This is a genomic window from Variovorax sp. WDL1, assembly GCF_001541225.1.
Lineage (GTDB): Bacteria > Pseudomonadota > Gammaproteobacteria > Burkholderiales > Burkholderiaceae_C > Variovorax.
In genome coordinates this window covers 3,504-25,729 of sequence record NZ_LMTS01000026.1, presented here as the reverse complement: position 1 = coordinate 25,729, position 22,226 = coordinate 3,504, and the positions used below count along the sequence as shown (strand labels likewise).

The window sequence follows — 22,226 nt, the reverse complement described above, 5'->3', positions numbered from 1 at the left end:
GCTCCTACCCCGACGGACAAGAGCACTCCCACCGGGAGGAAAACCAGGGCCGACGGCGGCGCTTCGTAGCCGTTCCAAGGAATTGCCAGCAGCCCAGCCGCAAACACGAGCCCCAGTGCGTGGCTCGCGAACATAAGTAGCGAGAATAGCTTCTCCCGACTAGCTGCCACCTTGTCCGAGGGCAGTTGGTGTACTGCCATAAGCAGTCGTGTCAGTTCGCACGGCATTCGCGGTCCTCTCGTTTGGTTTTGTTCGCTGCAACCGCGGCCGCTGCAATGGTTCCCGCAACGTCCGCCCACACTTCACGGGTGCGGTCGCTGATGTCGTTCCAGGTCAACGGTTTCCCGAAGGGCGGGGAGACTTCCTGCATGCGCTCGAACGCCAGCCTACCGAAGCAGGCCAGCTCGCCTTGTCTGCCCGTTGAAGCTCGAATCGGCGCGAGTGCATGCCTCGGTTGCACAGCCGCATCCGGGCGGCCCTCCGCGGCTTTCTCTCGCAGGCGGCGCTCATGGAACGGGTCGGTGCCCTGCAGCTGCATAGACGCCAACTTCTCGGGCGACCAGGTTGCGACGGTCGCTTGAGCGCGAGCGACCTGCTCGGCAAGCGAGGAGGGCCGGGCTCCCATCAGCTTTCCTCCTGGCGCAGCTGAAGTTGCTCCCAGACTAGGTCGACGAGGGCATCGTTTAGCTTGTACCGGCCGGTGCCCCGCCACTCCAGGCCGCGCTGCCCGGTCGCGAACTCTCCCATGACCTGCTCGCCAAGGTAGAGCTTTGCGGGGTCCCCGTCACCCGTATGCAAGCGCAGCGTCACAACGCCGTAGTCGTTTGGCTCGTTGTAGTAGACGCCATCGCTGTTGCCCTCCACCTCGAACAGGTCGAGCACAGCACGGATGGTGGGCCTGTCGAATTCTCGAGCTGCGACAGCATCTCCACTGGGCTCTCCAACAGCGGTCGATTCCGCTTCCTCGCGCTCGTGTTGGCCACGCGAAGGCGGGGTTCTGTTCCTAAAGGCGTCAACTGCCGCGTCGAGCTCGTCGCTTGCGATGCAAGTACCAGCGCCGGCGGCCGGTTGCAGGCCTTCAAACTTGAACGCAGGGCCAGCGGCCGTCTCTTCGACCCTCACCCGCTTGCGCAGCTGGACGTAGCGCAGCGCATTATCCTGAAGGCCTCGGGACGGGTACGGTGCGGCTCGCGCCAAGTCACCGCAAACGTCGCACTGCATCCGTTGCCAGCCTAGAGCATCGAGGGCATCCCAGTCGACAGGCTCCTCCTGCGGCGCCTTCGTCTTCGCGGCCAGGGCCTTGAAAAGGGCGTCCGCGAAGGCGAGGGTGTCCGACCAGGGTTCGGTGGACCCTGAAGTCGTCTTTCGCCGTAGCGCGATGACTTCTTCGGGCGTGAGGATGGGATAGGCAGGGGATTGGCTCATAGGCGCCTGGGGAGAGGAGAAAGGCGGGAGCTGTCCCGCGGGCTTCGGCGTTCATTATAGAGCCTTTTAGATGCACTATCAACACCGTCACTGCACATCTAAAGCACAAAAAGCGCCCAAGGGCGCCTTTTTGGAATGTCGCTGTTTAGGCGGCGACGGCGGCCTCCGAACGCTTCCGCGGCCTTCCCACATGCGGGCGGTTCACGAAGTGTCGCTGGATGTGCAGCCCGTCGGCGGCGCCGAACACCTTGACCTTCTCGCTGTCGAAATCGGCAACAGCCGCTGCCGGGACGTAGAGCTTCGGGGTGTTGCCAGTGTGGGTTGTCACCATGTGGGGCCCGCACGCATTCAGCCTGGCCAATCGACGGCTGGGCATCAGAGGATGCGGGACCAGCTCGAATCGCGCCCCTGGCACGAAGCCGTAGTCTGCGAGCCATGCGCCCTGAACCTGAATGCGGCTTTCACCTGGCGGGAGGTCGTACAGCGACGTGTTCTTGCCAGAAGGTGCGTGGAGGGGCACCGTCAGACCGCCTATGGAAGCCGTGGGGGCCTTGGAGCCTTGGACGGCGGCGCCCTCGTGCCTGGAAACAAAGCGCTGAATTCTCAGGGAACCGAGCGGGATGCGTTGTGCCTTCTTGCACTGCCGGCCCAACTCGCTGTCAGGGGTGGTGAGCAAGATTCCGTCGCGCGTCACAATCGCCCGGACAACTTCCGTACTCGCCACGTCGAACAGCGTGGTGCCCACGAATTGACGGGGCATGTCGGACCTTGTTTGGTCGTAGGGGCGCAGCGTCTTCGACGACGTCTCATTCCCGCGCCGAATCATCGTGACGTTGGTGTATCGCGTGAAGGCCAGCGGGTCATTGAGCTCGATGCCTGCGAGCTTCCAGATGAGGCCGGCGAGGATGGCTAGGCGGTTGCCTGTGGCATCCGTTACCTTGCAGTCCTTCCACGCAAGAACAACAGCGTCAGCGGTCGGATACGGCGCGCTGACGAGGTCAACGACGTCATCATCTACGCGAGGGTTGCGCTCGAGCCGGGTAGGCTCGAGACCTCGGGCGAGCTTACGCGCGTCTTCTTCGGTCGTGAGGATGACGTAGCCTGGGCCTTGAACCAGCGCGTGCTTCGCCGGCGTGACTTCAGGGCTCAGTCCAACGTGGTTGACCACAAAGCCTCCTTCCGAGGTGACGGAAAACATGCCGCCGCGGTTGCCGGCCCAGATGAGTGCTCTGCCTTCAAAGGTAGCGATATTGAGGCCTTGGCGGGGTTCGAGCCCGGCCGCACGGAGCGTCCGCATTGGCACTCGCAGGGACGTGCACCCCTGCGAATCGGCCCGCAGGACCACTGCCTCGGGCTTGGCAAGCCTTGGCCAGCTGGCGAGGGCCGGGTACATCAGGCGCACACCGCCGACCGCAACGCTGCCCCGCGACCAACCGTGAGGCGGTTCCTCGCTATCCTCAGCTGGCGTAAACGGTCCAGCGTCGGCAGCCGCCTTCGTTGCCACTGGCACGTTGTCTGCGGCCTCGCGCGCCTCTAGCCCGAAGTCGGAGAGCGGCCGTGACATGCCTACCAAGGCAACGGCACCGTCCATTGCAATCATCCGCACGGCGTCGCCCTCGACGGACGCGGCCCCGATGGGTCCAATTCGGAAGTAGGGATAGGCCTTGCCGCCCGCGGAAGGCCGGTAGGTCAACCGACCGTTGGCGCGCTGCTCCTCCACGCGTTCGATGAGGAGGCCGTCGGCATGGCGGGTGATGCGCGTCGGCGACTGGGGTCCGAACCCGGCGACTTCCCACAGCTTGCCGGAGACCGTCAGGTGCTTGCGCTCTCCGTGCGTCTTGAGCAGGATGTGCCAGGCAAGCCCGCGGCGAGAAGGCACAGGTGCCTTGCTCGTCGCCAGTTCCTGCTTGTTCGGCAGGGGGAGGGTCGGAACGGACTTGAAGTCGGCGACGCCCCGCCGGCTTGGCATCAACAGGAGGTACCCCTTACCAATCAGCAGCAGCGACTGCTCTTGCAGTCCGGCAGGCAGGCGAGAACTGGTCAGACGCACACCAAGCCTGGGCGAGACGGCTACGGAATCGCCGCAAAGAGCCTCCGGGCCGCCGGCCGTGACAAGCGCGATGTCCTGGAACGAGGTGACAAACACCTCGCGCACGTGGGCCATGCTGGCGGCTGCCAGCGCCGCGTTGGGAATGAACAATTGTCTGTAGCCGGCAGGCTGCACGACCTTGGGCACGTGCTGCAGCAAGGGCGCGGTGAGCTCGGGGCAGGTCGGAGAGGCGGGATAGGGGACAGCGCGCACAGGCTTGCTTTCTGGATTGACCGTTGGAAAGCAGGATTGTAGGGTCTTTTAGATGCATTAGCAATACCGCCACTGTTGCCTAAAACGAAAGCGGCGCCTTATAGCACCGCCTTGCTGACCGTCACGTCGCGGTACTAACTCGCGAAGTGCTGCTGGATATGCAGTCCGTCACGGGTACCAATGACCTTGACGGCAGGGCTTCGGAAGTGCGAGACCGTCTCCAGTGGCAAATCGAGCGCCGCGTGCGAGGCGTTGAGAGGAGTCTCCCCGACAAGAAACGCGCCCTCCTTATCCAGGACGGCGAGGACTCGAGAGCGGACAACCGGGTCCTGCTCGAGCGAGTAGCGCTGGCCCGGGTGGAAGCCGTAGTTGGTCAGCCACGCACCCGTGACGATGAGGTTGGGCATCTCCCGGTCAAGGGGCACCACCGTTGTGTTCGCGGGCGAAACCCGCAGCGCCTCTTCCGCGGTCGCCGGAGTGTCATAGTCGCGGCGGTCGTCGGCGATAAGGGCAAAGTCGCGCAGCGACCTGGCCACGCCAACCAATGCGATTGCGCCGTCCATGGCGACAACCCGTACCGTGTCACCTTCGATGGTCGACAAGACCGCCCGGCCGAAGCGTTTGCCGCCGTAGGCACGCTTGCCCCGAGCCATCTTCGAACGCAGCTGGCTATTGGCTTCCTCTGCGGCGACCTGCTCGATGAGGACGCCGTCCATGTAGCGGGTCACCCGCAGCGGCGAGTCAAGCTCGAAGCCTGCGACGCTCCACACATTGCCGGTGACGTCCAGGCACCGCTGTGCGCGACCATAGGCCGCCGTGGTGAGCTCGCGCCACAGCAGGCCCTTGCGCGCGGGCAGGGGCGCGTCGACGTGGGCCACGGTCTCCTCTTTGAGCAAGCCCTCGTTTTTCTCGAACTCCGGCAGGTGCTGGTAGCGGGCGGCTTCCGAGCCAGAAACGACGGCAACGAAGCCTGGGCCTGCTAGCAGGATGGAGTCTCGGTGAAGCACGGAAGGCAGGCGCGACATCGTCAACTGCAGCACGGCGCCGCGCTCCGAGCTTCCGGCAAGCGCACGGCGCTGGCCACCGTGGCGGGAGCTCGCGGTCACAAGGGCGCCGTCCCCGAAGGTGGAGACGAAAACAGCGGCGCGGCCTGAAAGGCCAGCAGCGGCAAGCATGCGGGCAGGGATGACGAGGAAGCGCCGCCCAGCGTTCGGCGCACCGTATTGAAAGGCATCGCATCGGGCGACGGGGTCGGCCAGCTTTGGCCAAGCAGCGAGAGAGGGGTACATGGTTGACAGGAACGAGGGTCAAAATCGAAAAAACGACATCTGCTCGTCCCGGCATTGGGCGCAAAACTAGAGCGCCGCCCGGAACCAAGAAACCACGTATTGAGAGACACGCTTCGGTAGAGGCAGAAAGGAAAAGAGACCGCGCTGCGCCGACTATCGTGAGCCTTAAAAGGTCTCACGTCGCTGGTACAGGCGGTCGTCGGTTTTGCGCAAGGGTCATCGTCGTAAGCTAGACGGCCGCCCTAAGGCAACCGTCGCACTGCGTATAGGCACCCCGGAAAATGATGGGTTAACCCTTAGCATATAGAGGGGCACGTCCATACGCGCGCAGTTCCATTGCCGGGCGGCCGCCCGCCGGCCGCCGCGGAGAACACCAAACGAGAGCCGCCTGGTGCGCAGTGCCGTGACTTGAGTGCCGAGCGGTTCCCGCCCGCGTCCCGCCCTGTAAATGCCCCAGGCGAGAAAGACCGCCCCAAGTGGGCGGGTTCGCGGGCGGGCAAATTGCTTTCCAAAGGTCCGGGAGCTCTGCACGTTCGTACCCGTGCCACGCCGCCCCAACAACCAGCTGCCAAGGCCGGTGAGCCAACGAGTAATGGGAGCCGCTGGCGAAGCGCAGGACGCACGCGCTTTCCCTGCCTTGCGCCATTGGCCTGAACGGGTGGGTCCTACATAATCGCCGGTACGCCTCAGCCAGGGGCAGGAGTGGCCCATGACCTCCATTTTCCCGACGTCTTCCGAGTCTAACGGCCACCTGCCGCCGCCATTGCTGCACATTGCCCAGCCCCGTCCAAGGTGCGCGGCGCGGATGCCATGACGACCCGTTTCCAGTCAACTCTCCTTTCCAATTGGGGAGCTCGCGCTTCGGCACTAAAGGTGGAGCACCGGTCTCTGGCCGAGAGACTCCAGCGACGACATATGTGGCTTGGCATCGTCGCGGTAGCTGCCGCCACCATTGCTGGCAGCTCATTGGTTGCTCAGGTCTCGAAGGACCCAATGGTCTTGCTCGGTCTAGGATGGCTCAGCCTCCTTGGAGCCTTGTGCACTGCCGTGAGCTCCTTCCTGAACTACGGCAAGACAGCTGAAGCGCACCGCTTGGCCGCGGACAGCTATGAGAGCATCCGGCGCAGCGTCGAAGTTATCGCTGCGGGACCCAAAGTCCAAAAATCCGCGCTTCAGCAGGAGCTGATGGAACTGGAAAGGCGCTTCCAGGCTGCCGACAAAATTGCGCCACTCCGGGTTCGAGGGGTGGTCGGCGGCGGCGGGGATGACGACGACGATGACGACGATGGCGACGGCGATGATGATGACGACATCGACGAGGTCGATGACAACGACTTCGAACGAGTTCTTGCACGCCGAAATCGTGGACAAAGGGAAGTGCGCACGCCGCTACGCTAGCAGCGACCCCAATGCTAGGCAATGGTGGCGCCAGCGGCATTGCACGCCCCCGGTGGCTCACTGAATCTGGTCTTCCCGTTGTTCCCTCCGCTGGGCGGCAAGCAATGGTTTTCAAAGTAACCAAGCGCCTTTGGTCGTTCGCTACAGGTCACAGGAAACAACCTAGGACGACCTGTGCCTTTCGACAAAGAAACCTGCCCCTACTGCGCCGACCCTCACTGCGAAGCTGATTTCACAGACGTAGGGGTGGGATACGTTCAGACAGGTCCGTACCACTGCTACGCCTGCGGCGCAACTGAAGTTGGCGGCTTCGACACCTCGACAGCGTCGGCCGGCGAGCTGCGAATCGGCTGGTACGCGCCCAATAGCCCGAACCTGCCCGACACAATCTCCAGCCTGAACGGTCAGTTTGTAGCCGCGGAGACAGCGCTGGCGATTTACCGCCGCGGAGTCGTGGACCGCGTCCCTTTCAAGCTCTCCGTCGAGCCTGCCGAGTTTGCGCGGCTGATGGGCTTCCGTATTCAGCATTCCCGCGGCCATCCATGACTAAACGACAGCCAGTGCAACAACGCTTCGCGGGTCTCAGGCAAGCCATTGCTAACTGGTGGCAACGGGTCGCCTGCCCCTGCAGCCAAACCGTGCTGCTGCATGAAGATAACGCCTGCAGCATGCGCGAATGCACGGCTTGCGGTTCCATCAAGACCTACGGACGGCCGTGAGCCGTCCTCAAAAGGACATCCATGAAAATTGCAATTCCCCGCCTTTACGTAGGCTACGGACCGGTGGGCCACCCAAAGGCTCGAACCTTCGACTTCGGCTTCGACAAGGAAGACTTGGGAAGCGCGCTCTACCGCTACCTGACCCACAACGCCGGCCAAGGCCTCGTGCCTACCGTCTTCTTTGACGAGTGGCTGGGCCTGGAAAAGCAGGGCTACTACATTCTCGAGGTCGTGAACGGAGAAATTCCCGACGCTGTGCTCGAAGGCTTGGAAGCGCCTGCGTGGTTTGCCCCTCGTCCCTTGGGTGAGCCCGGGCGAAAGCTACGGGAGTTCGAAAAGCTGCTTCCAAGCTACGTCCGCCCTGCTAACGTAGAGACATGGGTCGAAGGCGACCCCGCTTGCGACCACGACTTCGGGCTGGAGAGCTACGAGACCGTGGAGCGAGGAGACCAGTTCTTTGACCGAATGAGCTGCACCCGCTGTGGCGCTGTCCACGCGATGCCCCAGGTCGACTGATTCACAACCGACCCGCCAGGTTCTCCTGCGCGGGTCGTTTTCTTGCGATTCTCGGGCCCTTGCAGGCCGGCAGCAGCGCGTCCGACGTTGCGCCGAGCGCCATTGGTGCACTACTGGTCTAGCTGGTACACCTGACTGCCGAGGTGGTACCGGATGGTCGTGTCGCACATGTTGGCCAGGCGGTGGGCCTCCTCTGGCACGTCCAGCTCGTCGTTGTGCCTGGTGTACTGCGCTCGAGCAACCTCCAGTGCCCGCTCCAGCTCTCGACGCAGCCAGGGTCGAAGTTGGCTTTCAGGGGGCAGCCCGTCGATGTACTCCGTCCCGAAAGCTGCAGGCGCTCGCTTGAGACTCGCGCGCAGGGCCAACGCCGCCTGGTCAAGGGCGCGCTGGCCAATCTGCACGTGGAGCAGTTCATGGTCATACACCGCGCGGAATCGGCATCCCTTCACGTCCAGCTCGCGCGCGATGTAGACCACCGCGGTATCAGCCACCAATCGGGCATTGATGTTTGTGGTCGGGCAGCCGTCGCGGTTAGGGCCAGCCTCAAACTTGACGCGGAATCCGAACTGGACATCTGTAAGGCCGTCGGCCGGGCCAGGGCGCTGAGCCTGCGCCACCCGGGTCAGCTCGTCGCGGGCGACCGTGTTGTTGAGCTCAGGCGCGACCTGGGCGGAGGTTACCTCATAGGTCCCGATAACTTCGGGGCAGGCGGCGAGAGCAGCAAGTGGGGAGAGCAGCGCCAGCGCGATAACGCACCGGCCCATGCGTAGTCGGAGAGAATTCACGGCAACGTGGCAGCAGTAGGTCTGCGCACGTGTAGGTCCGGCGTTTAGCCGGCGTCTAGCTGTGAAAGCGAAGAGGCCACCTTTAGGTGGCCTCGGAATTCATGCAGCGCAAAGGTTTACCTTGGGAAGCTCAGGAGCTTCTCCCGGACGGGTGGTCTCGAAGTAGGTGCCGCCCATCAAGCCGGCGATGTCGTCCGACAGGTCCGCGTATGCGGGCTCAATACAAACCAGCTCGAGCTTGGGGTTCAGGAGGCCAATTTCGCGCCAGAGGTCCTGGTACGGGGCAGCCAGGTCGCGCGGTGCCTGGTTGGGCCGCATGCCGTGGGGAATCGCATAGACGCGGCATTGAGCTCGGCCTGGTGCGACGTAGATGGTCTCGGTATGGGTTTGGGGGGAAGCGGTCGTCATTGCGAATCTCGGTGGTTGTCCTGGCTGGTGTAGCAAGCAGGAGTGGGGTATGCACCAAAGATAAAGCCGCTGACACAGGGTCAGCGGCTGGAAATCAGGTTGATGCCCCTGGCGGCTTCCAGGCGGCGACTTCCTTGGGGGCAAGGTTGGCTTGAATGGGAACGAACAGAACCTCGACTTGGTCCTTGCACTGCGCCTCGTACGCGACGCCTTGCACGAGCTCACCTTCGGCTTCACCTTCCGCAATCAGCACCACTTCGGCGCCAACCCGGTAGTCCCCCTCGTCATCGCGCAGGATGGCGGCAAGTTCGGCTCGGTCGTCCGTGAGAGGGTGTATCGCGACGACCCGATGCTTGGGCATCTGCGCGTCTTGCACAATCTGCGCATACAACGACCAGCCCCCCGACACCTGGTAAGGGGCGCCCCGGTCCTTCGTGTTGACCAACAGATGCAGGAAGCCCTGCGCCGTCAGTTCCACATAGACGCTCGACACGAGCGAAATGTCACCGAGAACTTGTACTTTCATGCGCCGAGCACCTCGGCCATCTTGTCAAAGAGGCTGGGGGACTCGACGTGCAGCTGAGTGCCACCGGCGATGTCGTATTCCCGAAGGTTTGCGACCAGGCCATCAATGGCGGCCTTGCGACCGCGCAGGCGTTCACCGTCGTAGGCCCTCAGGCAGCTGACGATTTCATCTTCCGTCGAACCGACCTCCACGAGGCGGTCCCTGACCTTTTCCTTCGTCAAGGACGCCATCTTGTATTCGCCGCAGTTGGTACTGCCGGCAACAAGCTTTTCGCGCATCTCTTCCGTCAGCGTGCAACCCGCGCCCATCAGCAAGACGCCGAGGACCTGGTAGCCGATGGAGCGGTTGTAGCGCTCGCGTTCTTCGTCCCGCTCGCCGAGGCGACCGTCCAGCTTTGCGAACAATTCCGGAATGGCTGCCTCGAGCCGGGCGCGCGTGAGCGGTGTGTTCGCTTCGTCGTTCTCCAGGTCAATCTTGGCGAGTTCCAAGAGGTCGCACTCCCAGTCGAGCGCGTCGTCCGAGCCGATGATGGCGTAGCTCCAGCATCCCATGTCTTTTCCTTTGTGTGATGAATAGGTCCTGAGACCTGTAGCGACCGAGCGGCGCCGCGGCTAAACGGACCGCCTACACGGGCGATGCCTCAGCTTCCTCACCTGGTCTCAATCGCCGCCCTCGAGCGCGCCTTCGACGCCAATGACGCGCCCCGTACCGCAGAACTCGTTCTTTCGGCCCTACGGCAGGGAAAGGGCGATGTGATGCGCTCGTTCACCGCGCACCCGTTCGAGGACGACTGGCGCGACTTCGCGACGAAAGCGGTGCGGGACTACCTCCAAGCGGCGCAAGGGCACGTCTACGTCGTCGGGAATCCCCTTCAGCGGGACTTCCTGAAGGTGGGGAAGACGGGGCGCACGCCCGAGAAGCGCCTGGCCGAACTGAACAACGAAGCCGTGGTCGGCGCATTCATGTTGGTTGCCAGCTGGGAGGTGCTCGACCGCCACTATGTCGAGAAGGCGGCTCACCGCGCCCTGTCCTGCTTCGCCCGGGTCAAAGAGTTCTTCCAGGGCCACTACGAGCCAGTTTGCGCTGCGGTAGCGAAGGCTGTAGAGGAAGACCGAGCCGTTTTGGCCCGGGCAGGCTTCCGCTAATACAGCTCGACCGTCTCGAGCGTGAAATCGCTCGGGTAGCGCTCCCCGAGGAACTGGAAGATGGATTCCGCCTTGGTGTTCGAATCCGGTCTGACCAGCGCAATTCGTCGGGATGCTCGTCCGGGGGCGTGAAACCGAGCCTTGTGAAGCAGCAGCCCTCCGGCGTCCGGGGGAGCGCGGCTAGGAGCGCAGCCGGCACAAAAAAGCAGGTCAGGATTGCTTTGGCGGGCAGACTTGCATTCCATGTGGAAAAGCCCATAATTTGAACGTGCTGCCCATCTACCACCCGGACGCCCGGCTCGAGTTGCTCGACGTCCTCAAGGCGCCCGGCCGGGCGGTGAAACAATGTACTGGGATGATGATTGCTCGCCACCATGCCATGGACCTCGGCCTCGAGCCCCTGGCCCCCAGCGAATACCTGACCTCCGGTGCCGGGGGCTACGCTACGCTGTACGGGGTGGAGTATTCATACAACCTGTTCGGCCGAGTCGAGTGCGTCTATCAGGTCGAGGCTGGCGTAGTGACCCTTCTTGCCATCGACGCCTGGCAGGCTACCGCACGAGTCGGTCTTCCAAAGTCCGCGCCGGATGCGCGTGCACGCGCGTGGGGGCGGTCAACCTGAAGGAGAGAAGACCATGGGACGAATGAACGTAAACGATGCCGCTGCCCAAGCGCGCGAGTCTGAGGAGTTTGAAGCAAGCCTGCTTCAAGACCCAGAAGTCCGGTTCGGGTTCGACAACTACGAAATGCTGAAGCAAATTGGGGCATTCCTCCGGGAGATGCGAAAGGAAGGTGCGCTGTCGCAGGAGGGGCTAGAGGCAGCCAGCGGGATTGGCCAGGCCGAAATCAGCCGCCTAGAGACAGGAGAGATGGAGCGCGGTCCTTCATTGCTGACGCTCGTCCGATTGGCACACGCAGCCGGAAAGCGATTGGTCCTTGGCCTGGAAGACCTGGAAGGCCAAACCAGCGAGCCGCGTCGGGTGATATCTCTTTGAGCGTGCCACGTGTCCCTAGAAACATGGTCTGACGTGTGCGGCCTCGTCAGCGGCATCCTGCTCGTGGTGACGGCTTGGCGCAACGACGGGCTCTATGGATTCGTCGACAACCTTCGAAAGGTTGTCTCAGACGCGAAGGCCAAGTCACGCCCCGAGGACCCGATGGCGCCCGTTGTAATAGCTGCACTCGAAGCCGAACTGTCACGATGGTCCTGGGTAGACCGCTGGAGCTTGCGCGGCGGGGCTGTCTTCCTGGTCGCCGCTTTCCTGTTGAAGCTCTTGGCGCCAGCGAAATAGCAGGTTGAGCTGCTAGCTCGCCACGAACTCGGCGACCGTTTCGAGAACGGCTTTCGCCTTACTGATGTCGAACTCGTTTTCCGTGCGCACACCGGACTCCATGTCCAGCCAGTAAGCTACGCTCAGTTCATCGACTGCTCGCGCCACGGTCGCGACGTTGCCTGGCGAAATGCCCCCCGCGAAACCGAGAAACGCGCTCCCAAGCCCCTTCGGCATGGTCCAGGCATCGGGCTTCACGCCACGGCCCTTTGACTCGTCGAGCAGCACGTGGACGCGCGACCGGTCATCGCCGGCGAGGTGACCGAGGAATAGCTCGATTGCCGCGGTAGTGCCGCCATGGCGCTGGAGGATGAGGTCAGGCCCGAGGTCCAGCGCGCGCCGGTAGAGGTCGAGCGTCTCGCTCACGCTGAATACCACCCCGCGCGCATTGATGTTCAATTGCAGCCGACCAGCCTGCAGGATGTCCGTTGGCAGGGCGCCGGCCTTCAGCTCCGCAAAAGCCTGAAGCCCGCACAGGTGAACGGCCGAACCGCCGGCGGCCCCCGCATCGAAAAAGCGCTCTCGCCAAGCCCTCGTCGGGTTGCGTGCCAGCCGCTCCTTCTCGGGTAGGTAAAGTAGCGCCCATTCGACAAACGGGTAGCGGCGTCCGAGCTCGGCCAACGCATCGACGGAGGTGTTGTCATCCGGGCCTGTCAGCGAGACTCTCTCGAGGCCGCGACGGACAGCCCTTGCGCCGGCGCTCATGCTGCACGCCCCATTTCGAGCCGACCCATGAGGAGAGCTAGCAACTCGTAATCGAAGTCGTGGAAGCTCGCCGAGACCCCCGTTGCCACCAAGATGTGCGTGAGGTAGGGGGCGTACAGGTTGACGTTGTCCGGGGTGATTCCGCTGGCGATAGCGAGCGGGGCCTCACCCAGCGCCGCGCGCATGAGCTTCAGCTTTTCGACGTCTGCCGCCTTGCCGGTCGCCTCCCCGCTCGTGGTTGGAATCATGCCGAACTCAACCGCGCGCTGCGCAGCCAGGCCCGGGTTGGGCTCCGCCGCCTGGTACTTGAACGCCACCCCTCCAAAAAACGCGTGCCCAGGATACTTGCGTAGCTCGGCGGCAATCGGAAGGCCCAGCGCGTCGTCCTCCGTCGTATTCACGCGCGCATTGTCAGCCCAGGTCATGTCCAGCCCGGCTGCGACATTGCGCCTAATGGCCTCTACGGCCGGCAGGGTCAGATAATTGATGCCGACCTGCTTGGTCGGCCAGGCAGCCTTGATTTCAAGCGCAGCGGGCTCGAGCAACGAATCTCGCCCGTCCATCGAGATGAGCCACACCCCGTCGCACCCGGCGTCAAAAGCAACCGCGGCGTTGTGGAAGGCACGGGCCTTTTCAGCAAAGTGGATGACTGGCAGGACAATTGGGCGCATGGTGCTCCTGGGGGCTATGACTCGGAAATCGAAGTTTGAAGGCGGGCTGGCCCGGGGCCTAGTCCTCGTTGGAGGCACGTAGGCGGTCGACGAAGCTCGGTTGCGTGTCCCGCGGCCGCAGCTGCTCATGGTCTTCGCAGTACCAATGGGAAACCTTGTTGGCATCGACGCCGTAGCTGTAATCAGTTGGCGTTGAGCATACGGTGCACGAGGTCGCCGGAAGGAACGCCTTGCCCTTGAACATCCCGCAGTGCTTGCAGAACCCTGCACCGTTCGTGTACCCCCGGCGCTCGAACTCGTGGCCCGGACAAGCTTGATAGCGCTCGAACTTGGCAAATGCGTTTCGCTCCGCGTCCTCTACGTTGGAGCCTTCTCCTCGGATGAACGTCTCGGGGAACGCTTCGAAGTAGGCTGTGATGTATGGCTCGCCGCCGTCTCGGCGCAAGACCAGTCCCTTTGTCCCCCATTGGACGTAGCAATCTGCGGGCCAGGCACAGACCGGCGTATGGCCCGCATGAGCGTGGTGGCCCGGGCGGCAGTGGGCCGCGACGTTGGCCATGGCTCACGCCTCCCACGGTGGCGGAAAATCGCACAAGGTGCCGTCGACCTGCGTGTACGAGTAGGCCCAATGACCGGTGCCTGACCGGTCGTCGAATTGATACTGGTAGACAAGGTGATGCTCCGGCGAGCCCACCCCCATGCGGATGCCCCGGTCGACGCTGGGCCGCTCGGGCAGGGCACCCTTGAAGTCAGGTGTCCGCCCCGCAACCGAGCGGGGACGGATGACCTCGTAGCCCTGCCGGCCCGCTGCCGAGGACACAAACCACCGGCTGGCCAGCCGAGCTGCCATCAGCTGGCGCGCCGCCGCGAGCTGGATGAGGATGGACTTGGCAACAGGACGCTCGCTCTCGCCAAGCAGGGCGACCCTGCCGCCGCCCGCTTCAGCGGCTACCGCGAAATCCTCAGCTGCCTCTAGAAGGCTCTCGTAGCCGACTCGGTCGAACTCGAACGACACCTCCCGCGGCTCCCCCTGGACGAAGCCCCGACTGCGCAGGTAATCGAAGTAGGCCTGCGAGAACGTCCATGAGACCGCTCCCGTCCGTCGGCGGATATGAACCGGCTCAAAGACGCCGGCGCACTCAGGCACACCGCATTCACAATTCAGCAGGAAGAGTTGCGCCCCGCGCAGTCGACCTGCCAGTAGGGTGTTGCCGTCAAGGCGGGGACCGTCGGTGGTCTCATCCTTGGTGGAGGCAAAGGGCTTGCCGTCGACGGTGAGCGTGAGGTGCACGAGCTGGTTGGGTTGGACCGGCTCGCAGACGAAGGGGCGGCTCAGCTCGCCGAGTTCGCAATGGATTTCGAGGGTGTTCATAGTTTGAGGCCAACACGCTTCTCAGCGGAAGCTTTGTATATGGACGGCGCTTATCGCGGCGCCGGAGTCGAAGCACGAAGCCGCCGCCTAAAGCGCATTGTTGCATGATACATTTTAGCATCTCAAAAGTGCGCCGATGCGTTTTAGTTTTAGCTGATTTGGCGAAAGGAGCGGGGATGACTGGAGCGGTCAAGAAATACGAGTTCGCAGACCTTGCGGGGTGCGTCTTGCAGCGCGAAAGCCGCAAAACCGGACACCTTGTGGGTCTGTACTCCGCCGCCCAGGCCGACCTGGATGAAAGCGGAGGTCCCTGGGCAACGATTTGCGAAGCACATGGCCACGTCGTCAACCATCCGACACTCGCGCTGGCCAAGGCACATCTTGGCGACCCCACGGGCTGGTGCGAGACCTGCATGGAGGAAGAGGAGGCGCGCGGCAGGTAGGGGGCGCTCGCGGGCATTGCCCTCGTCGCTAGACGTCGTTAGGACCACTTGAGCACACGACATGGCAGACATTTTTGGACTGGGGATGAAGACCATCCCCCAATCGCGCATCCCGCGGCTGCGTCGCGTATTTGACGAGCGCCTCGCGCGCATTCCGCTGATGCGGCACCCAGGGTTTCACTTCGACCTAGAACAAGAGGGCTACAGGGAATACGTGTTTGGTGGGCGCTACGCCTACTCGTCAGAATTCGGAGCGATTTGCCACGACCTGGCCCACGCAGTCGAGTTCGGCCCGGACAGGTTCGATGAACGCTGCAACCCCTGGGGCGGCTTCACCTTCAACCTGGGCAAAATCGAAATTGCGGGACGCGAGTACGAACACCCTGTCACCGGCCAGGCTACGGAGCGCGAGTGCCGCACCTATGGCATCCAAGCGCGCCTAGCCGACGCCTTCGGCATGAAGCTCAACTTCGAGGCCCATGCAGCTTACTGCGCTCACCTCTGCCGGCATATGCCCGACTGGGTCGCGTACAGCGGCAAAGAGGCTCAGCTGTTGCAGCTCATTGGTGAAAGCCGCGACATGTTCTCCCAAGCTGAAATCTTTCAGCGCCTGGAGGGCTGGTTCGACCTCACAGAACGGCGCCTCAAAGCGGAGCATACCGAGGACCTCTAACGGCCACCTTAGCCTAAACCAACCATTCCGCCCCGACCGCCACAGCGCCGTCGGGGCGCCTTTTCTTGGCGGTGGACTGCCTCAGTCCGAGGAGCAAAGAAAAGCGGACCCAGAGAGGGTCCGCTCGAAATCAAGCCAGAGGCTTATTGCTGGGGAGCGCGCAGTCGAATCGGTGCCGATTCCTTGCCGCTCTTGAAGGTTGCTTCGACACCTTCGGTGATGACAACCTTGTAGTCGTCGAGGTTGATTTTCGGGTAGCCGGCAATGCGCATCCACATACCGCGCCAAAAGGAGCCGAGCTCCTGCTGGTAAACGCGCTTCTTGTCGATGAGCGTAGTCTGGTTGACCTTGAATTCGTCGCGACCGGACTCTACAATTTGCTGAAGCTTCAGGTAGAGCTTTTCCGACACTTGCGGGTTGGTTTCGGTTATTGCCTGGAACACCGCCTTGGAGCCATCAGCGCCATAGCGGCCCTCGATGGCTGCCTTCGTCACCCGCACCAGGTCGTCGCGCATCATGTCTGTGACCTGTGCGGCCTCCAGGACCTTCTGCGAGTACGTCGCCAGGATGTTTTGGTTGTTCTGGTGCGTGGCCTTGATGCCTTGCTCCATGGTGTTGCCGGCGTTGTAGGCCGAGATGTAGCTGACACCGAAGACCGCGCCAATCAGCACGAACAGGGCGACGATTGCGATGAGGATGCCGACAGCGGCCGAGCCGTGTTGATTTTTCTTCATGGGGTGATTTCCTTGGTGATTGATGAACTGGGAGGCAGGGGCGTTTAGCGCCGGCTTTTAGCGTTTCGTGCGAACCGGCGCGGCATGTAGCCGCCCGACGATTCGGAGTTGTTAGCAAGCTTGATTGACGTGACGACGCTGGCGACCAGCGAGAGCACGAACAGCAGGGCAAGCAGCCACGTAGGCGGGGCGATTTCCCATTTCAGGTACTCGAAGTCGGACATTTTCTTGCGCTCGAAGCCCTTCATCGTTTGCTCTGTGAGCAAGGCGATGACGGAATCGGGCGTCACGGTCTTCAGGTCCTGGATGGCATCCTGGAGCTGCACTTTGAAGAGCTGGCTGTCGGACCAGGTCACGACGCGGGCCCATTCGACCTCAGGGTAGCTGGGCGCGCCGATGACCACAATAATGTCGTTCTTCTTTCCGCCCAGCCATTTCTGGCGCAGGGCCTGCGCGTAGTTCGGGTCCGTGTCGGCGGTGAACACCAGGACGGCGTTCGCGTGCTTGGCCGGGCCGAGCTTCTTCAAGGCGCCTGCGAGCTTTGCATTCCATTCGGCTGCGTCCGGCACCTTTGCGCCGACGACCAGAACACGATTCGCGTAGTGGTAGTCATGGATTTCGTCCGGATAGGGAGGCAGGTGGCCGTCGAATTTCGCGTACGCGGCCTTCTCGGCGAGCGTGTTGAACAGCGACTCGGGCGCAGCCTTCACGTAGTTCACGAAGTTGTGGCTTTTCGCCACCGGGTCCCCAACGGCGGCCTTGGTGAAGCGCGGAGGGACTGTGAGCCCTTGACGGTCAACGCGGTCGATGTCGATGTCCCCCACGTTGGTGTACAGCGTGTGGTCGACGTCATGAGTGTGCTCGTAGCAAGTGGAGCAGCTCTTCGTTGTGGTGGTCCGGCCCTGGGAATCGGTGCTGGTTGAGGACGTGCAGTTGCACTCGTAACTGTGCTCGCAGGAGACACGATGGGACTCCTTGCGGAGCACTTCACCGTTGAGCAACTCGACATCGTGCGTCTGGGCATAGCGTCCGCCGGCCCATCCGAGGATGACGATGGCGGCGCCGACGGCCAGGTTGATGGCAATTTCCCGCACGGTCAGCTCATGCTTCCAAATTGCCTTCGCGATGAAGGGCCAGAGGAGCGGCACGACCAGCAGGAGGGCTAGTGTTTCCAAAATTGGTTCCTTGTGAGTTGTCCTAGGCCGTATAGCGAGCAGGCCTCGGGTCATCTAGAGAGTCGGGCGCGCCACTGCGCAAGCGCCCATAAGGAAGCCCGCGGTGAGCGGGCTTCGAAGGGAATGAGGGGAGCTCAGTCGGCCTGCTGTTTGGCCGCGGCCTCGACAGCGGTCACGAGGGCCTTGGCGGCCGAGACGGAGTTGAGGTTGATGCCTTCACAGGCCAGCGCCAGGAGGAGGGCCTCCATGCCGGCGACGATGCCACTGGCCACCCGGTCTTCAGCATGCGCGGCGAAGGGGTGCTTCGCGCCCTGGCTCAACACCTTGTGTTGCTCCAGGGTGGAGAGCTTCACCCACGCTTCCACAGGCATTGCGCCGTGGTTGCCAACAAGCTCCTTGCTGAGGCCGGAGCGCACGATGCGGCCGGCGCCGTCGAGGGTAGTTTCGATTTCGATGTCGAAGGGGAGGGCGTATTTCATGATGTCCTAGGTGGTTTTGTCCTTCGTCTAGCAAACGCCGGGTGACGCAGGGTTTAGAACGAATGGCCGACGAAGTCGGCAACTTCGAGCAGGCAGCTTTGCTCCCAGTCGTCGAAAAGGCCGTCCAGTTCGAGGACGTCAAGGTCGGTGTTCAGGTGCCAAAGGTCGCCGAGCAGCACCTCGCGGGACCAAAATCGAGCTGGTGGCTGAGGGAAAGCGCCAGACCTGTCAGCTAGGCAGGCAGTCACCTCCCAGTCTGAGGCGAGTTGTGTCCGAAACCTCAGGTCAAGGCGAAACTCCGGGGCGGGAAGGGGAGCGGCCCTGTTGTACACGGGCTTCTTGCCGAGGAGGGCAATGGAGCAGCAGGCGTCACAGCCGTCGGCACGCTGAGCTACGGTATGGCCCGTCTCGAGCGCCTGCCAGCGCACGCCCGCGGCATCAAGGCTGTGGCACAGCAGGTTGCCAAGTCGCTCGAGCGTCTCGCGAACAGCCGCGGTTCGACATAGGCGCGCGAGCTCCTTCAGAGGGTCGAGGTCAGCAGGGGCCGTCGCCATCCCCAGGCGATTTTCGTTCCTTCCGCGCATCACTACTTGGTGAAACTCACCTCGATGTCCGCGTTGAGGCTGTAGTTGTTTGCAGCCGGGTCGGCGCCGCCAACACGTAGCGTCGAGCGGTAGGTTCCAGCCGGCTGCCACTGGCTCACCTCCACGGTGAAGGACAGTTCGCAGGTTTGGCCACCGGCAACGCCGATTTGGCAGGTCGAGCTGAGGTTTTTGATTTGCCCCTGTGAGCCGTCCTGGAAGAAGCCAACGCTGTAGACCTGGTAGTTGTTCGTACCGCTGTTGTGGAGCTTCACCTTCCTCGTTAGAACGGTTCCTGCGGGCAAGTAACCCAGGGCGCCACCTTGGTCGAAAGCCAACATGACCGGGCGCGCCGGCGCAGTCACCTGCCCGGTCAGAATCGCCAACGTCTTGTGGCCTGCTGCAGCGGGGTCACCGCAAGCTCCAGCCGCGCAGGCCTCGAACTGCCATTGAAAGAAGAAGCTTTCTGCGTCCTGGTAGGTCCCTGCCGCACCGGCTCCGGGCGCGAACTGGAGGAGCAGCTTGCAGGTGGCGCCGACGGCGAGCGTCCCGCCGACAGCGGGACACCCGGACTCGACCTGTGACGAGAAGGGATAGGCAAGCACGCCGACCGGCAGGTAATTCAGCTGTAGCGTCTTCCCGGTCGTGTTCTGGAACGTCGCGACCAGCGAATCCGTTCGATGAAGCTCGGCTTGTAGGGCACGCGCCACGGTCAGCGTCGGGGTGTCGCTCCAAGGACCCGCTGCGTCTGGCGCAGGGGCAGCTTCCGTCGGGCTGCCGGGAGCGGGGGAGGGATTGGACGTTTGGGGCTGCGCCGGTCGCGCGCCGGGCGGGAGCATTGAGCCAGGGAAGGCGGCGCTGCCGAGAACGGTCAGGTCCCTCATCGGCATGACACCGCCGGCGGCTGCGCTGTGGGTGGTCATCAACAGGCTGGCGGCGGTGGCCAGGGCCTGGGGGAGTCGTTTGAGCATATGGTTCTCTGGGTCGGCAAAGTCGTGGCTTCTGCCCTGAACGCCAGGTGCCTGCCAGCTCAACGGTGCTGGGCCACGTGACACATGTAGCCCCGTGTTTTGTATGCCGACCGGGCTAAGCCGCGCTTGGGATGGCGCCGCGGGGCGCGGTGCGGCCGCCGACCTGGTCGCTATATGGCACATTCGATATCTGCATGGAGCCCCTACGTGCTTACAGCCGTTCCCACCTACTTTCGCCATACCGATGGCGGCATCTACGCTCTCACGTGCTTCGGCAAGCACACCGAGGATGCAAGCAACGTCGTGGTCTACCGCCACGTCTGGCCTTTCGAGCCCGACACCTGGGTTCGTCCGGCGTCGGAATGGCTGTCGCGCTTCAAGCACATCCCGGAAGCCGAGGTCATCAAGGCGCTAAAAGGCGACCGCGAAGCTGCGCAGGCCGCCATCACCGCAGCCAAGGCCAAGCGCAGGGCCGCTGCCGCATCCCAATAGACAAGAGCCAGTGCGTCATTCACCCCCGCCTAGAGCGGGGGTTTTCGTTTCTCCGGCACCGCTCCGGGCTCGAGCACGGGAGCCAAAGAAAAGCACCCCGGCAAAGCGGGGTGCTAGAAGCAGCGAGCGTGCGCTCGTGAGGGCTTATTTCCGGTAAGCCCGCGACTGAGCCGGGCTCAGGACGTAGGCCTTTCGGTCGCCGAGGTCATCCATGTAGGCGCGGATGTAACGGTGGTTGCCGTCACACAGCAGGTAGTCGGCCGTGTCACCTTCGGTCTTGAGAACGCCTTTTCCTTTGCCGACATAGATGAGGATTGCCGGTTGGTCCAGCACCTCTTGTGGCAACTCAAGCGCGTGTTTCGAGCTCACCGCGATGAAGAGCGAACCAATCTGGTCGACATCGCGTTTGGCCTTGTCGATGCCCAGGAAAGTTCGGGCGTAGGTCGCCACGAACTCCGCATCCATGGTCACTTCCTTCGGGCGTAGCTTCTTGCTGGCAATGTCCGCAAGGATGGCGCTAACGTCGATGCGCTTGTTCATCCACACAAAAACCTCTTTCGGTGGTGCCTTGCCCTCCAGCTCCATCTGGGGGAGCCCGTCGGCAGTGAACGTCGAAAAGGCGCCGCCCGCCTGCTTGTGCGAGCGCAGGGCAGAAGCCCATGCCTTGCCTTTCTTGGACAGGTGCAGCACCTCTCCAGGCTCGAGGTCCTGCTCGTTGCACGTGAACAGGCCTTCGGCCGCCAGGTCCAGCAGGCAGGCCCAGTCGTCGTGCCCGTCGACTTCAGAGCCGTCGCGAAGGCGCGTTCCGTGGTGGGAATCGACTGCGTGCGGCCAAGAGCGGGCGCCAGCACGCTTCGGCCGGGGGCATTCGCTCTGCATCACCCGGAGGTTGCGCCGCGTGCTGCGCATGCGCGCGTCCGCGCCAACCTGAAAGCCGGCACAGTCCGTCGCAACTGCTTCCACGTAGGAGAGGGTGGACCAGTGGTCTTTGCCCCAGGCGGACGAAGGGATGATGTCGTCCTTGCTGTAGGTCTTGTCTGCAGTGGGTCGTTCGAGGAGAGCAGCTTCACTCATGTTCATATCCTTGGTAGTAGTTGGCCTTCACGGTGTAGCAACCGCGATGCGCTTTAGGCCACTGCACACAACCGTATCCCTTGACCTACCTGGCTACATCGGTGTATCATGAGACTGCACCCTTATAACGGATAACACATGTCCCAGCTCCACATCACCAAATACCTGCAGCAGCAATTCCTCAACTTCTGGTTTGTTCTGAACGAGTTGCCCGCGTCAGAGGACAGCGAGGGAGGCAGTACCATCTTCGGTACGGGACTGGAATCGGCAAGCTGCCGGTTGCCATCCAGGCCGTCAACGACGGCGGCATCCAGTACGAGGTTCCCGCGTACGACCTGTGCGCCGCTGAGGGCGCTGAGGAGCTTGAGGGAAAGCTCGCGTGGGTCGTTTCACTTCATTCGGAAAACTGTTTCGAAACTCCCACGGCCGCTGCCGTGAAGGCCTTTTTGGTTTGCTGCTTTGCGGAAGCCGCCCGGATGCATGGAGGAACGGCACGGCTCGCTAAGGTCACGTTGCAATCGCACACCATGGTCGTCGAGGAAGAGACTTTGCCGATGGAGGCTCTCTGATGGCAACGAAGGAAGACCTGACCCACGTGGCGCCGCTCGTCAAGAACACGCTCCTGTCACAGCTGGCTAATGCACGTACCGCCATGGGCCTCACCCAGGCCGAACTGGCCAGTCGCGCCGGCGTGAGCCGCATGACCATCCAACGAACTGAGGCGGAGGACGCCGACACCAGCCTGAGCACCTTCGTTCTGCTCGCACTCGCCCTGAATCACACTCCGCGCCTGGTGGCAAAGAGCGACGACGACGATAAAGACCAGTACACGCCCCTGCCGGCCGGCATCGTGCACCGCGGCTACGCATTCAACCGGACGAAGAGCGACCTCGAGTACCGTGACCGCCAGCGCGAGGCGGCGCTTGCCCAGGAATGGGAGGCCGCGAACCAGGACCGGCTCGGGCTGCCCCCTCTCATGCAGACCCTAGTCCCGAACCACACCCAGGAGCAG

At 62.9% G+C, this 22,226-nt stretch carries 29 protein-coding genes; 11 read left to right on the top strand and 18 right to left on the bottom strand.

From position 1 onward, the window contains the following. Positions 1-211: 211 nt before the first annotated feature. The 4 genes from APY03_RS03730 to APY03_RS03715 all read right to left on the bottom strand — a co-directional run bounded on the left by APY03_RS03730 (position 212) and on the right by APY03_RS03715 (position 4,902). Positions 212-538, bottom strand: a complete 327-nt coding sequence (locus APY03_RS03730; RefSeq protein ID WP_146039562.1) for a hypothetical protein — start codon at positions 536-538, stop codon at positions 212-214. 86 nt (positions 539-624) lie between these two features. Further along, the gene (locus tag APY03_RS03725) at positions 625-1,425 is read right to left on the bottom strand and encodes a hypothetical protein (RefSeq protein ID WP_068674028.1); all 801 of its coding nucleotides are present in this window, start codon (positions 1,423-1,425) and stop codon (positions 625-627) included. 145 nt (positions 1,426-1,570) lie between these two features. Continuing rightward, entirely contained in the window at positions 1,571-3,673 is a 2,103-nt protein-coding gene (locus tag APY03_RS03720; RefSeq protein ID WP_146039563.1) for a hypothetical protein, read from the bottom strand. Positions 3,674-3,861: 188 nt separating this feature from the next. Further along, entirely contained in the window at positions 3,862-4,902 is a 1,041-nt protein-coding gene (locus APY03_RS03715) for a hypothetical protein (RefSeq protein ID WP_232324143.1), read from the bottom strand. Positions 4,903-5,826: 924 nt separating this feature from the next. Here APY03_RS03715 and APY03_RS03710 point away from each other — a divergent pair. The 3 genes from APY03_RS03710 (at position 5,827) to APY03_RS03700 (ending at position 7,649) form a co-directional block, all read left to right on the top strand. Then, a complete protein-coding gene (locus tag APY03_RS03710; RefSeq protein ID WP_146039565.1) occupies positions 5,827-6,414 on the top strand; it encodes an SLATT domain-containing protein in 588 nt (195 codons plus the stop codon). 174 nt (positions 6,415-6,588) lie between these two features. Continuing rightward, positions 6,589-6,960, top strand: a complete 372-nt coding sequence (locus APY03_RS03705) for a hypothetical protein (RefSeq protein ID WP_068674020.1) — start codon at positions 6,589-6,591, stop codon at positions 6,958-6,960. A 194-nt stretch (positions 6,961-7,154) separates the two neighbouring features. Next, positions 7,155-7,649: a hypothetical protein gene (locus APY03_RS03700; RefSeq protein WP_068674018.1), complete on the top strand. Its 495-nt coding sequence runs from the start codon at positions 7,155-7,157 to the stop codon at positions 7,647-7,649. A gap of 110 nt (positions 7,650-7,759) precedes the next feature. Here APY03_RS03700 and APY03_RS03695 read toward each other — a convergent pair whose 3' ends face one another. The 4 genes from APY03_RS03695 to APY03_RS03680 all read right to left on the bottom strand — a co-directional run bounded on the left by APY03_RS03695 (position 7,760) and on the right by APY03_RS03680 (position 9,919). Further along, positions 7,760-8,413 carry a hypothetical protein gene (locus APY03_RS03695; protein ID WP_068674016.1) on the bottom strand — a complete coding sequence of 218 codons (654 nt, stop codon included), beginning with the start codon at positions 8,411-8,413 and terminating at the stop codon, positions 7,760-7,762. 120 nt (positions 8,414-8,533) lie between these two features. After that, on the bottom strand, positions 8,534-8,842 hold the full coding sequence (locus tag APY03_RS03690) for a hypothetical protein (protein WP_068674014.1): 309 nt from the start codon (positions 8,840-8,842) through the stop codon (positions 8,534-8,536). Positions 8,843-8,936: 94 nt separating this feature from the next. Continuing rightward, positions 8,937-9,368 (bottom strand): hypothetical protein, encoded by a 432-nt coding sequence (locus APY03_RS03685; protein WP_068674012.1) that lies wholly within the window; start codon positions 9,366-9,368, stop codon positions 8,937-8,939. Next, positions 9,365-9,919: a hypothetical protein gene (locus APY03_RS03680; protein ID WP_068674010.1), complete on the bottom strand. Its 555-nt coding sequence runs from the start codon at positions 9,917-9,919 to the stop codon at positions 9,365-9,367. Before APY03_RS03680 ends, APY03_RS03685 begins: the two co-directional genes overlap by 4 nt. A 204-nt stretch (positions 9,920-10,123) precedes the next feature. Here APY03_RS03680 and APY03_RS03675 point away from each other — a divergent pair, with 204 nt between their 5' ends. The 4 genes from APY03_RS03675 (at position 10,124) to APY03_RS43195 (ending at position 11,805) form a co-directional block, all read left to right on the top strand. Further along, positions 10,124-10,513, top strand: coding sequence for a GIY-YIG nuclease family protein (locus APY03_RS03675; RefSeq protein ID WP_162487217.1), 390 nt, complete (start codon positions 10,124-10,126; stop codon positions 10,511-10,513). Positions 10,514-10,781: 268 nt separating this feature from the next. After that, positions 10,782-11,135, top strand: a complete 354-nt coding sequence (locus APY03_RS03670) for a hypothetical protein (protein WP_162570925.1) — start codon at positions 10,782-10,784, stop codon at positions 11,133-11,135. Between the two features lie 13 nt (positions 11,136-11,148). Further along, positions 11,149-11,508 (top strand): helix-turn-helix domain-containing protein, encoded by a 360-nt coding sequence (locus APY03_RS03665; RefSeq protein WP_162487218.1) that lies wholly within the window; start codon positions 11,149-11,151, stop codon positions 11,506-11,508. Positions 11,509-11,541: 33 nt separating this feature from the next. Further along, on the top strand, positions 11,542-11,805 hold the full coding sequence (locus APY03_RS43195) for a hypothetical protein (protein ID WP_068674002.1): 264 nt from the start codon (positions 11,542-11,544) through the stop codon (positions 11,803-11,805). 12 nt (positions 11,806-11,817) lie between these two features. On the opposite strand, the gene APY03_RS03655 is transcribed toward APY03_RS43195, so the two are convergent. The 4 genes from APY03_RS03655 to APY03_RS03640 are packed head-to-tail and all read right to left on the bottom strand — an operon-like array spanning position 11,818 to position 14,592. Beyond that, positions 11,818-12,549: a hypothetical protein gene (locus tag APY03_RS03655; RefSeq protein ID WP_068674000.1), complete on the bottom strand. Its 732-nt coding sequence runs from the start codon at positions 12,547-12,549 to the stop codon at positions 11,818-11,820. Next, positions 12,546-13,220: a hypothetical protein gene (locus APY03_RS03650; RefSeq protein WP_068673998.1), complete on the bottom strand. Its 675-nt coding sequence runs from the start codon at positions 13,218-13,220 to the stop codon at positions 12,546-12,548. The genes APY03_RS03655 and APY03_RS03650 overlap by 4 nt, the downstream gene beginning before the upstream one ends. A 58-nt stretch (positions 13,221-13,278) precedes the next feature. Further along, positions 13,279-13,779, bottom strand: a complete 501-nt coding sequence (locus APY03_RS03645) for a hypothetical protein (protein ID WP_068673996.1) — start codon at positions 13,777-13,779, stop codon at positions 13,279-13,281. Positions 13,780-13,782: 3 nt separating this feature from the next. Beyond that, positions 13,783-14,592: a hypothetical protein gene (locus APY03_RS03640; RefSeq protein ID WP_068673994.1), complete on the bottom strand. Its 810-nt coding sequence runs from the start codon at positions 14,590-14,592 to the stop codon at positions 13,783-13,785. A gap of 260 nt (positions 14,593-14,852) precedes the next feature. Here APY03_RS03640 and APY03_RS03635 point away from each other — a divergent pair, with 260 nt between their 5' ends. Beyond that, a complete protein-coding gene (locus APY03_RS03635) occupies positions 14,853-15,035 on the top strand; it encodes a hypothetical protein (RefSeq protein WP_232324142.1) in 183 nt (60 codons plus the stop codon). A 61-nt stretch (positions 15,036-15,096) separates the two neighbouring features. Further along, positions 15,097-15,708: a hypothetical protein gene (locus APY03_RS03630; RefSeq protein ID WP_068673989.1), complete on the top strand. Its 612-nt coding sequence runs from the start codon at positions 15,097-15,099 to the stop codon at positions 15,706-15,708. Positions 15,709-15,851: 143 nt separating this feature from the next. Here APY03_RS03630 and APY03_RS03625 read toward each other — a convergent pair whose 3' ends face one another. The 5 genes from APY03_RS03625 to APY03_RS03605 all read right to left on the bottom strand — a co-directional run bounded on the left by APY03_RS03625 (position 15,852) and on the right by APY03_RS03605 (position 19,711). Beyond that, the gene (locus APY03_RS03625; protein ID WP_068673987.1) at positions 15,852-16,442 is read right to left on the bottom strand and encodes a hypothetical protein; all 591 of its coding nucleotides are present in this window, start codon (positions 16,440-16,442) and stop codon (positions 15,852-15,854) included. 44 nt (positions 16,443-16,486) lie between these two features. Continuing rightward, positions 16,487-17,671: a hypothetical protein gene (locus APY03_RS03620; protein WP_146039567.1), complete on the bottom strand. Its 1,185-nt coding sequence runs from the start codon at positions 17,669-17,671 to the stop codon at positions 16,487-16,489. An 80-nt stretch (positions 17,672-17,751) separates the two neighbouring features. Then, on the bottom strand, positions 17,752-18,096 hold the full coding sequence (locus tag APY03_RS03615; RefSeq protein WP_068673983.1) for a hypothetical protein: 345 nt from the start codon (positions 18,094-18,096) through the stop codon (positions 17,752-17,754). 53 nt (positions 18,097-18,149) lie between these two features. Continuing rightward, positions 18,150-18,650 (bottom strand): hypothetical protein, encoded by a 501-nt coding sequence (locus APY03_RS03610; protein WP_068673981.1) that lies wholly within the window; start codon positions 18,648-18,650, stop codon positions 18,150-18,152. Between the two features lie 32 nt (positions 18,651-18,682). Further along, entirely contained in the window at positions 18,683-19,711 is a 1,029-nt protein-coding gene (locus APY03_RS03605) for a hypothetical protein (RefSeq protein ID WP_146039568.1), read from the bottom strand. A gap of 144 nt (positions 19,712-19,855) precedes the next feature. Between APY03_RS03605 and APY03_RS03600 the strand changes: the two genes are divergently transcribed. Beyond that, the gene (locus APY03_RS03600; RefSeq protein WP_068673977.1) at positions 19,856-20,140 is read left to right on the top strand and encodes a DUF1653 domain-containing protein; all 285 of its coding nucleotides are present in this window, start codon (positions 19,856-19,858) and stop codon (positions 20,138-20,140) included. Positions 20,141-20,284: 144 nt separating this feature from the next. Here APY03_RS03600 and APY03_RS03595 read toward each other — a convergent pair whose 3' ends face one another. Further along, positions 20,285-21,214: a hypothetical protein gene (locus APY03_RS03595; RefSeq protein ID WP_102905958.1), complete on the bottom strand. Its 930-nt coding sequence runs from the start codon at positions 21,212-21,214 to the stop codon at positions 20,285-20,287. Positions 21,215-21,782: 568 nt separating this feature from the next. Here APY03_RS03595 and APY03_RS03590 point away from each other — a divergent pair. Beyond that, the coding region (locus tag APY03_RS03590; RefSeq protein WP_157103374.1) for a helix-turn-helix domain-containing protein at positions 21,783-22,226 on the top strand (444 nt) is incomplete at its 3' end.

Excerpts from the sequence above, each read along its gene's own strand:
- APY03_RS03730 (WP_146039562.1), bottom strand. The coding sequence starts at position 538 with ATGCAGCTGCAGGGCACCGACCCGTTCCATGAGCGCCGCCTGCGAGAG.
- APY03_RS03725 (WP_068674028.1), bottom strand. The coding sequence starts at position 1,425 with ATGAGCCAATCCCCTGCCTATCCCATCCTCACGCCCGAAGAAGTCATC.
- APY03_RS03715 (WP_232324143.1), bottom strand. The coding sequence starts at position 4,902 with ATGCTTGCCGCTGCTGGCCTTTCAGGCCGCGCCGCTGTTTTCGTCTCC.
- APY03_RS03710 (WP_146039565.1), top strand. The coding sequence starts at position 5,827 with ATGACGACCCGTTTCCAGTCAACTCTCCTTTCCAATTGGGGAGCTCGC.
- APY03_RS03700 (WP_068674018.1), top strand. The coding sequence starts at position 7,155 with ATGAAAATTGCAATTCCCCGCCTTTACGTAGGCTACGGACCGGTGGGC.
- APY03_RS03695 (WP_068674016.1), bottom strand. The coding sequence starts at position 8,413 with ATGGGCCGGTGCGTTATCGCGCTGGCGCTGCTCTCCCCACTTGCTGCT.
- APY03_RS03690 (WP_068674014.1), bottom strand. The coding sequence starts at position 8,842 with ATGACGACCGCTTCCCCCCAAACCCATACCGAGACCATCTACGTCGCA.
- APY03_RS03685 (WP_068674012.1), bottom strand. The coding sequence starts at position 9,368 with ATGAAAGTACAAGTTCTCGGTGACATTTCGCTCGTGTCGAGCGTCTAT.
- APY03_RS03680 (WP_068674010.1), bottom strand. The coding sequence starts at position 9,919 with ATGGGATGCTGGAGCTACGCCATCATCGGCTCGGACGACGCGCTCGAC.
- APY03_RS03675 (WP_162487217.1), top strand. The coding sequence starts at position 10,124 with ATGCGCTCGTTCACCGCGCACCCGTTCGAGGACGACTGGCGCGACTTC.
- APY03_RS03665 (WP_162487218.1), top strand. The coding sequence starts at position 11,149 with ATGGGACGAATGAACGTAAACGATGCCGCTGCCCAAGCGCGCGAGTCT.
- APY03_RS03655 (WP_068674000.1), bottom strand. The coding sequence starts at position 12,549 with ATGAGCGCCGGCGCAAGGGCTGTCCGTCGCGGCCTCGAGAGAGTCTCG.
- APY03_RS03650 (WP_068673998.1), bottom strand. The coding sequence starts at position 13,220 with ATGCGCCCAATTGTCCTGCCAGTCATCCACTTTGCTGAAAAGGCCCGT.
- APY03_RS03645 (WP_068673996.1), bottom strand. The coding sequence starts at position 13,779 with ATGGCCAACGTCGCGGCCCACTGCCGCCCGGGCCACCACGCTCATGCG.
- APY03_RS03640 (WP_068673994.1), bottom strand. The coding sequence starts at position 14,592 with ATGAACACCCTCGAAATCCATTGCGAACTCGGCGAGCTGAGCCGCCCC.
- APY03_RS03630 (WP_068673989.1), top strand. The coding sequence starts at position 15,097 with ATGGCAGACATTTTTGGACTGGGGATGAAGACCATCCCCCAATCGCGC.
- APY03_RS03625 (WP_068673987.1), bottom strand. The coding sequence starts at position 16,442 with ATGAAGAAAAATCAACACGGCTCGGCCGCTGTCGGCATCCTCATCGCA.
- APY03_RS03620 (WP_146039567.1), bottom strand. The coding sequence starts at position 17,671 with ATGACCCGAGGCCTGCTCGCTATACGGCCTAGGACAACTCACAAGGAA.
- APY03_RS03615 (WP_068673983.1), bottom strand. The coding sequence starts at position 18,096 with ATGAAATACGCCCTCCCCTTCGACATCGAAATCGAAACTACCCTCGAC.
- APY03_RS03610 (WP_068673981.1), bottom strand. The coding sequence starts at position 18,650 with ATGGCGACGGCCCCTGCTGACCTCGACCCTCTGAAGGAGCTCGCGCGC.
- APY03_RS03595 (WP_102905958.1), bottom strand. The coding sequence starts at position 21,214 with ATGAGTGAAGCTGCTCTCCTCGAACGACCCACTGCAGACAAGACCTAC.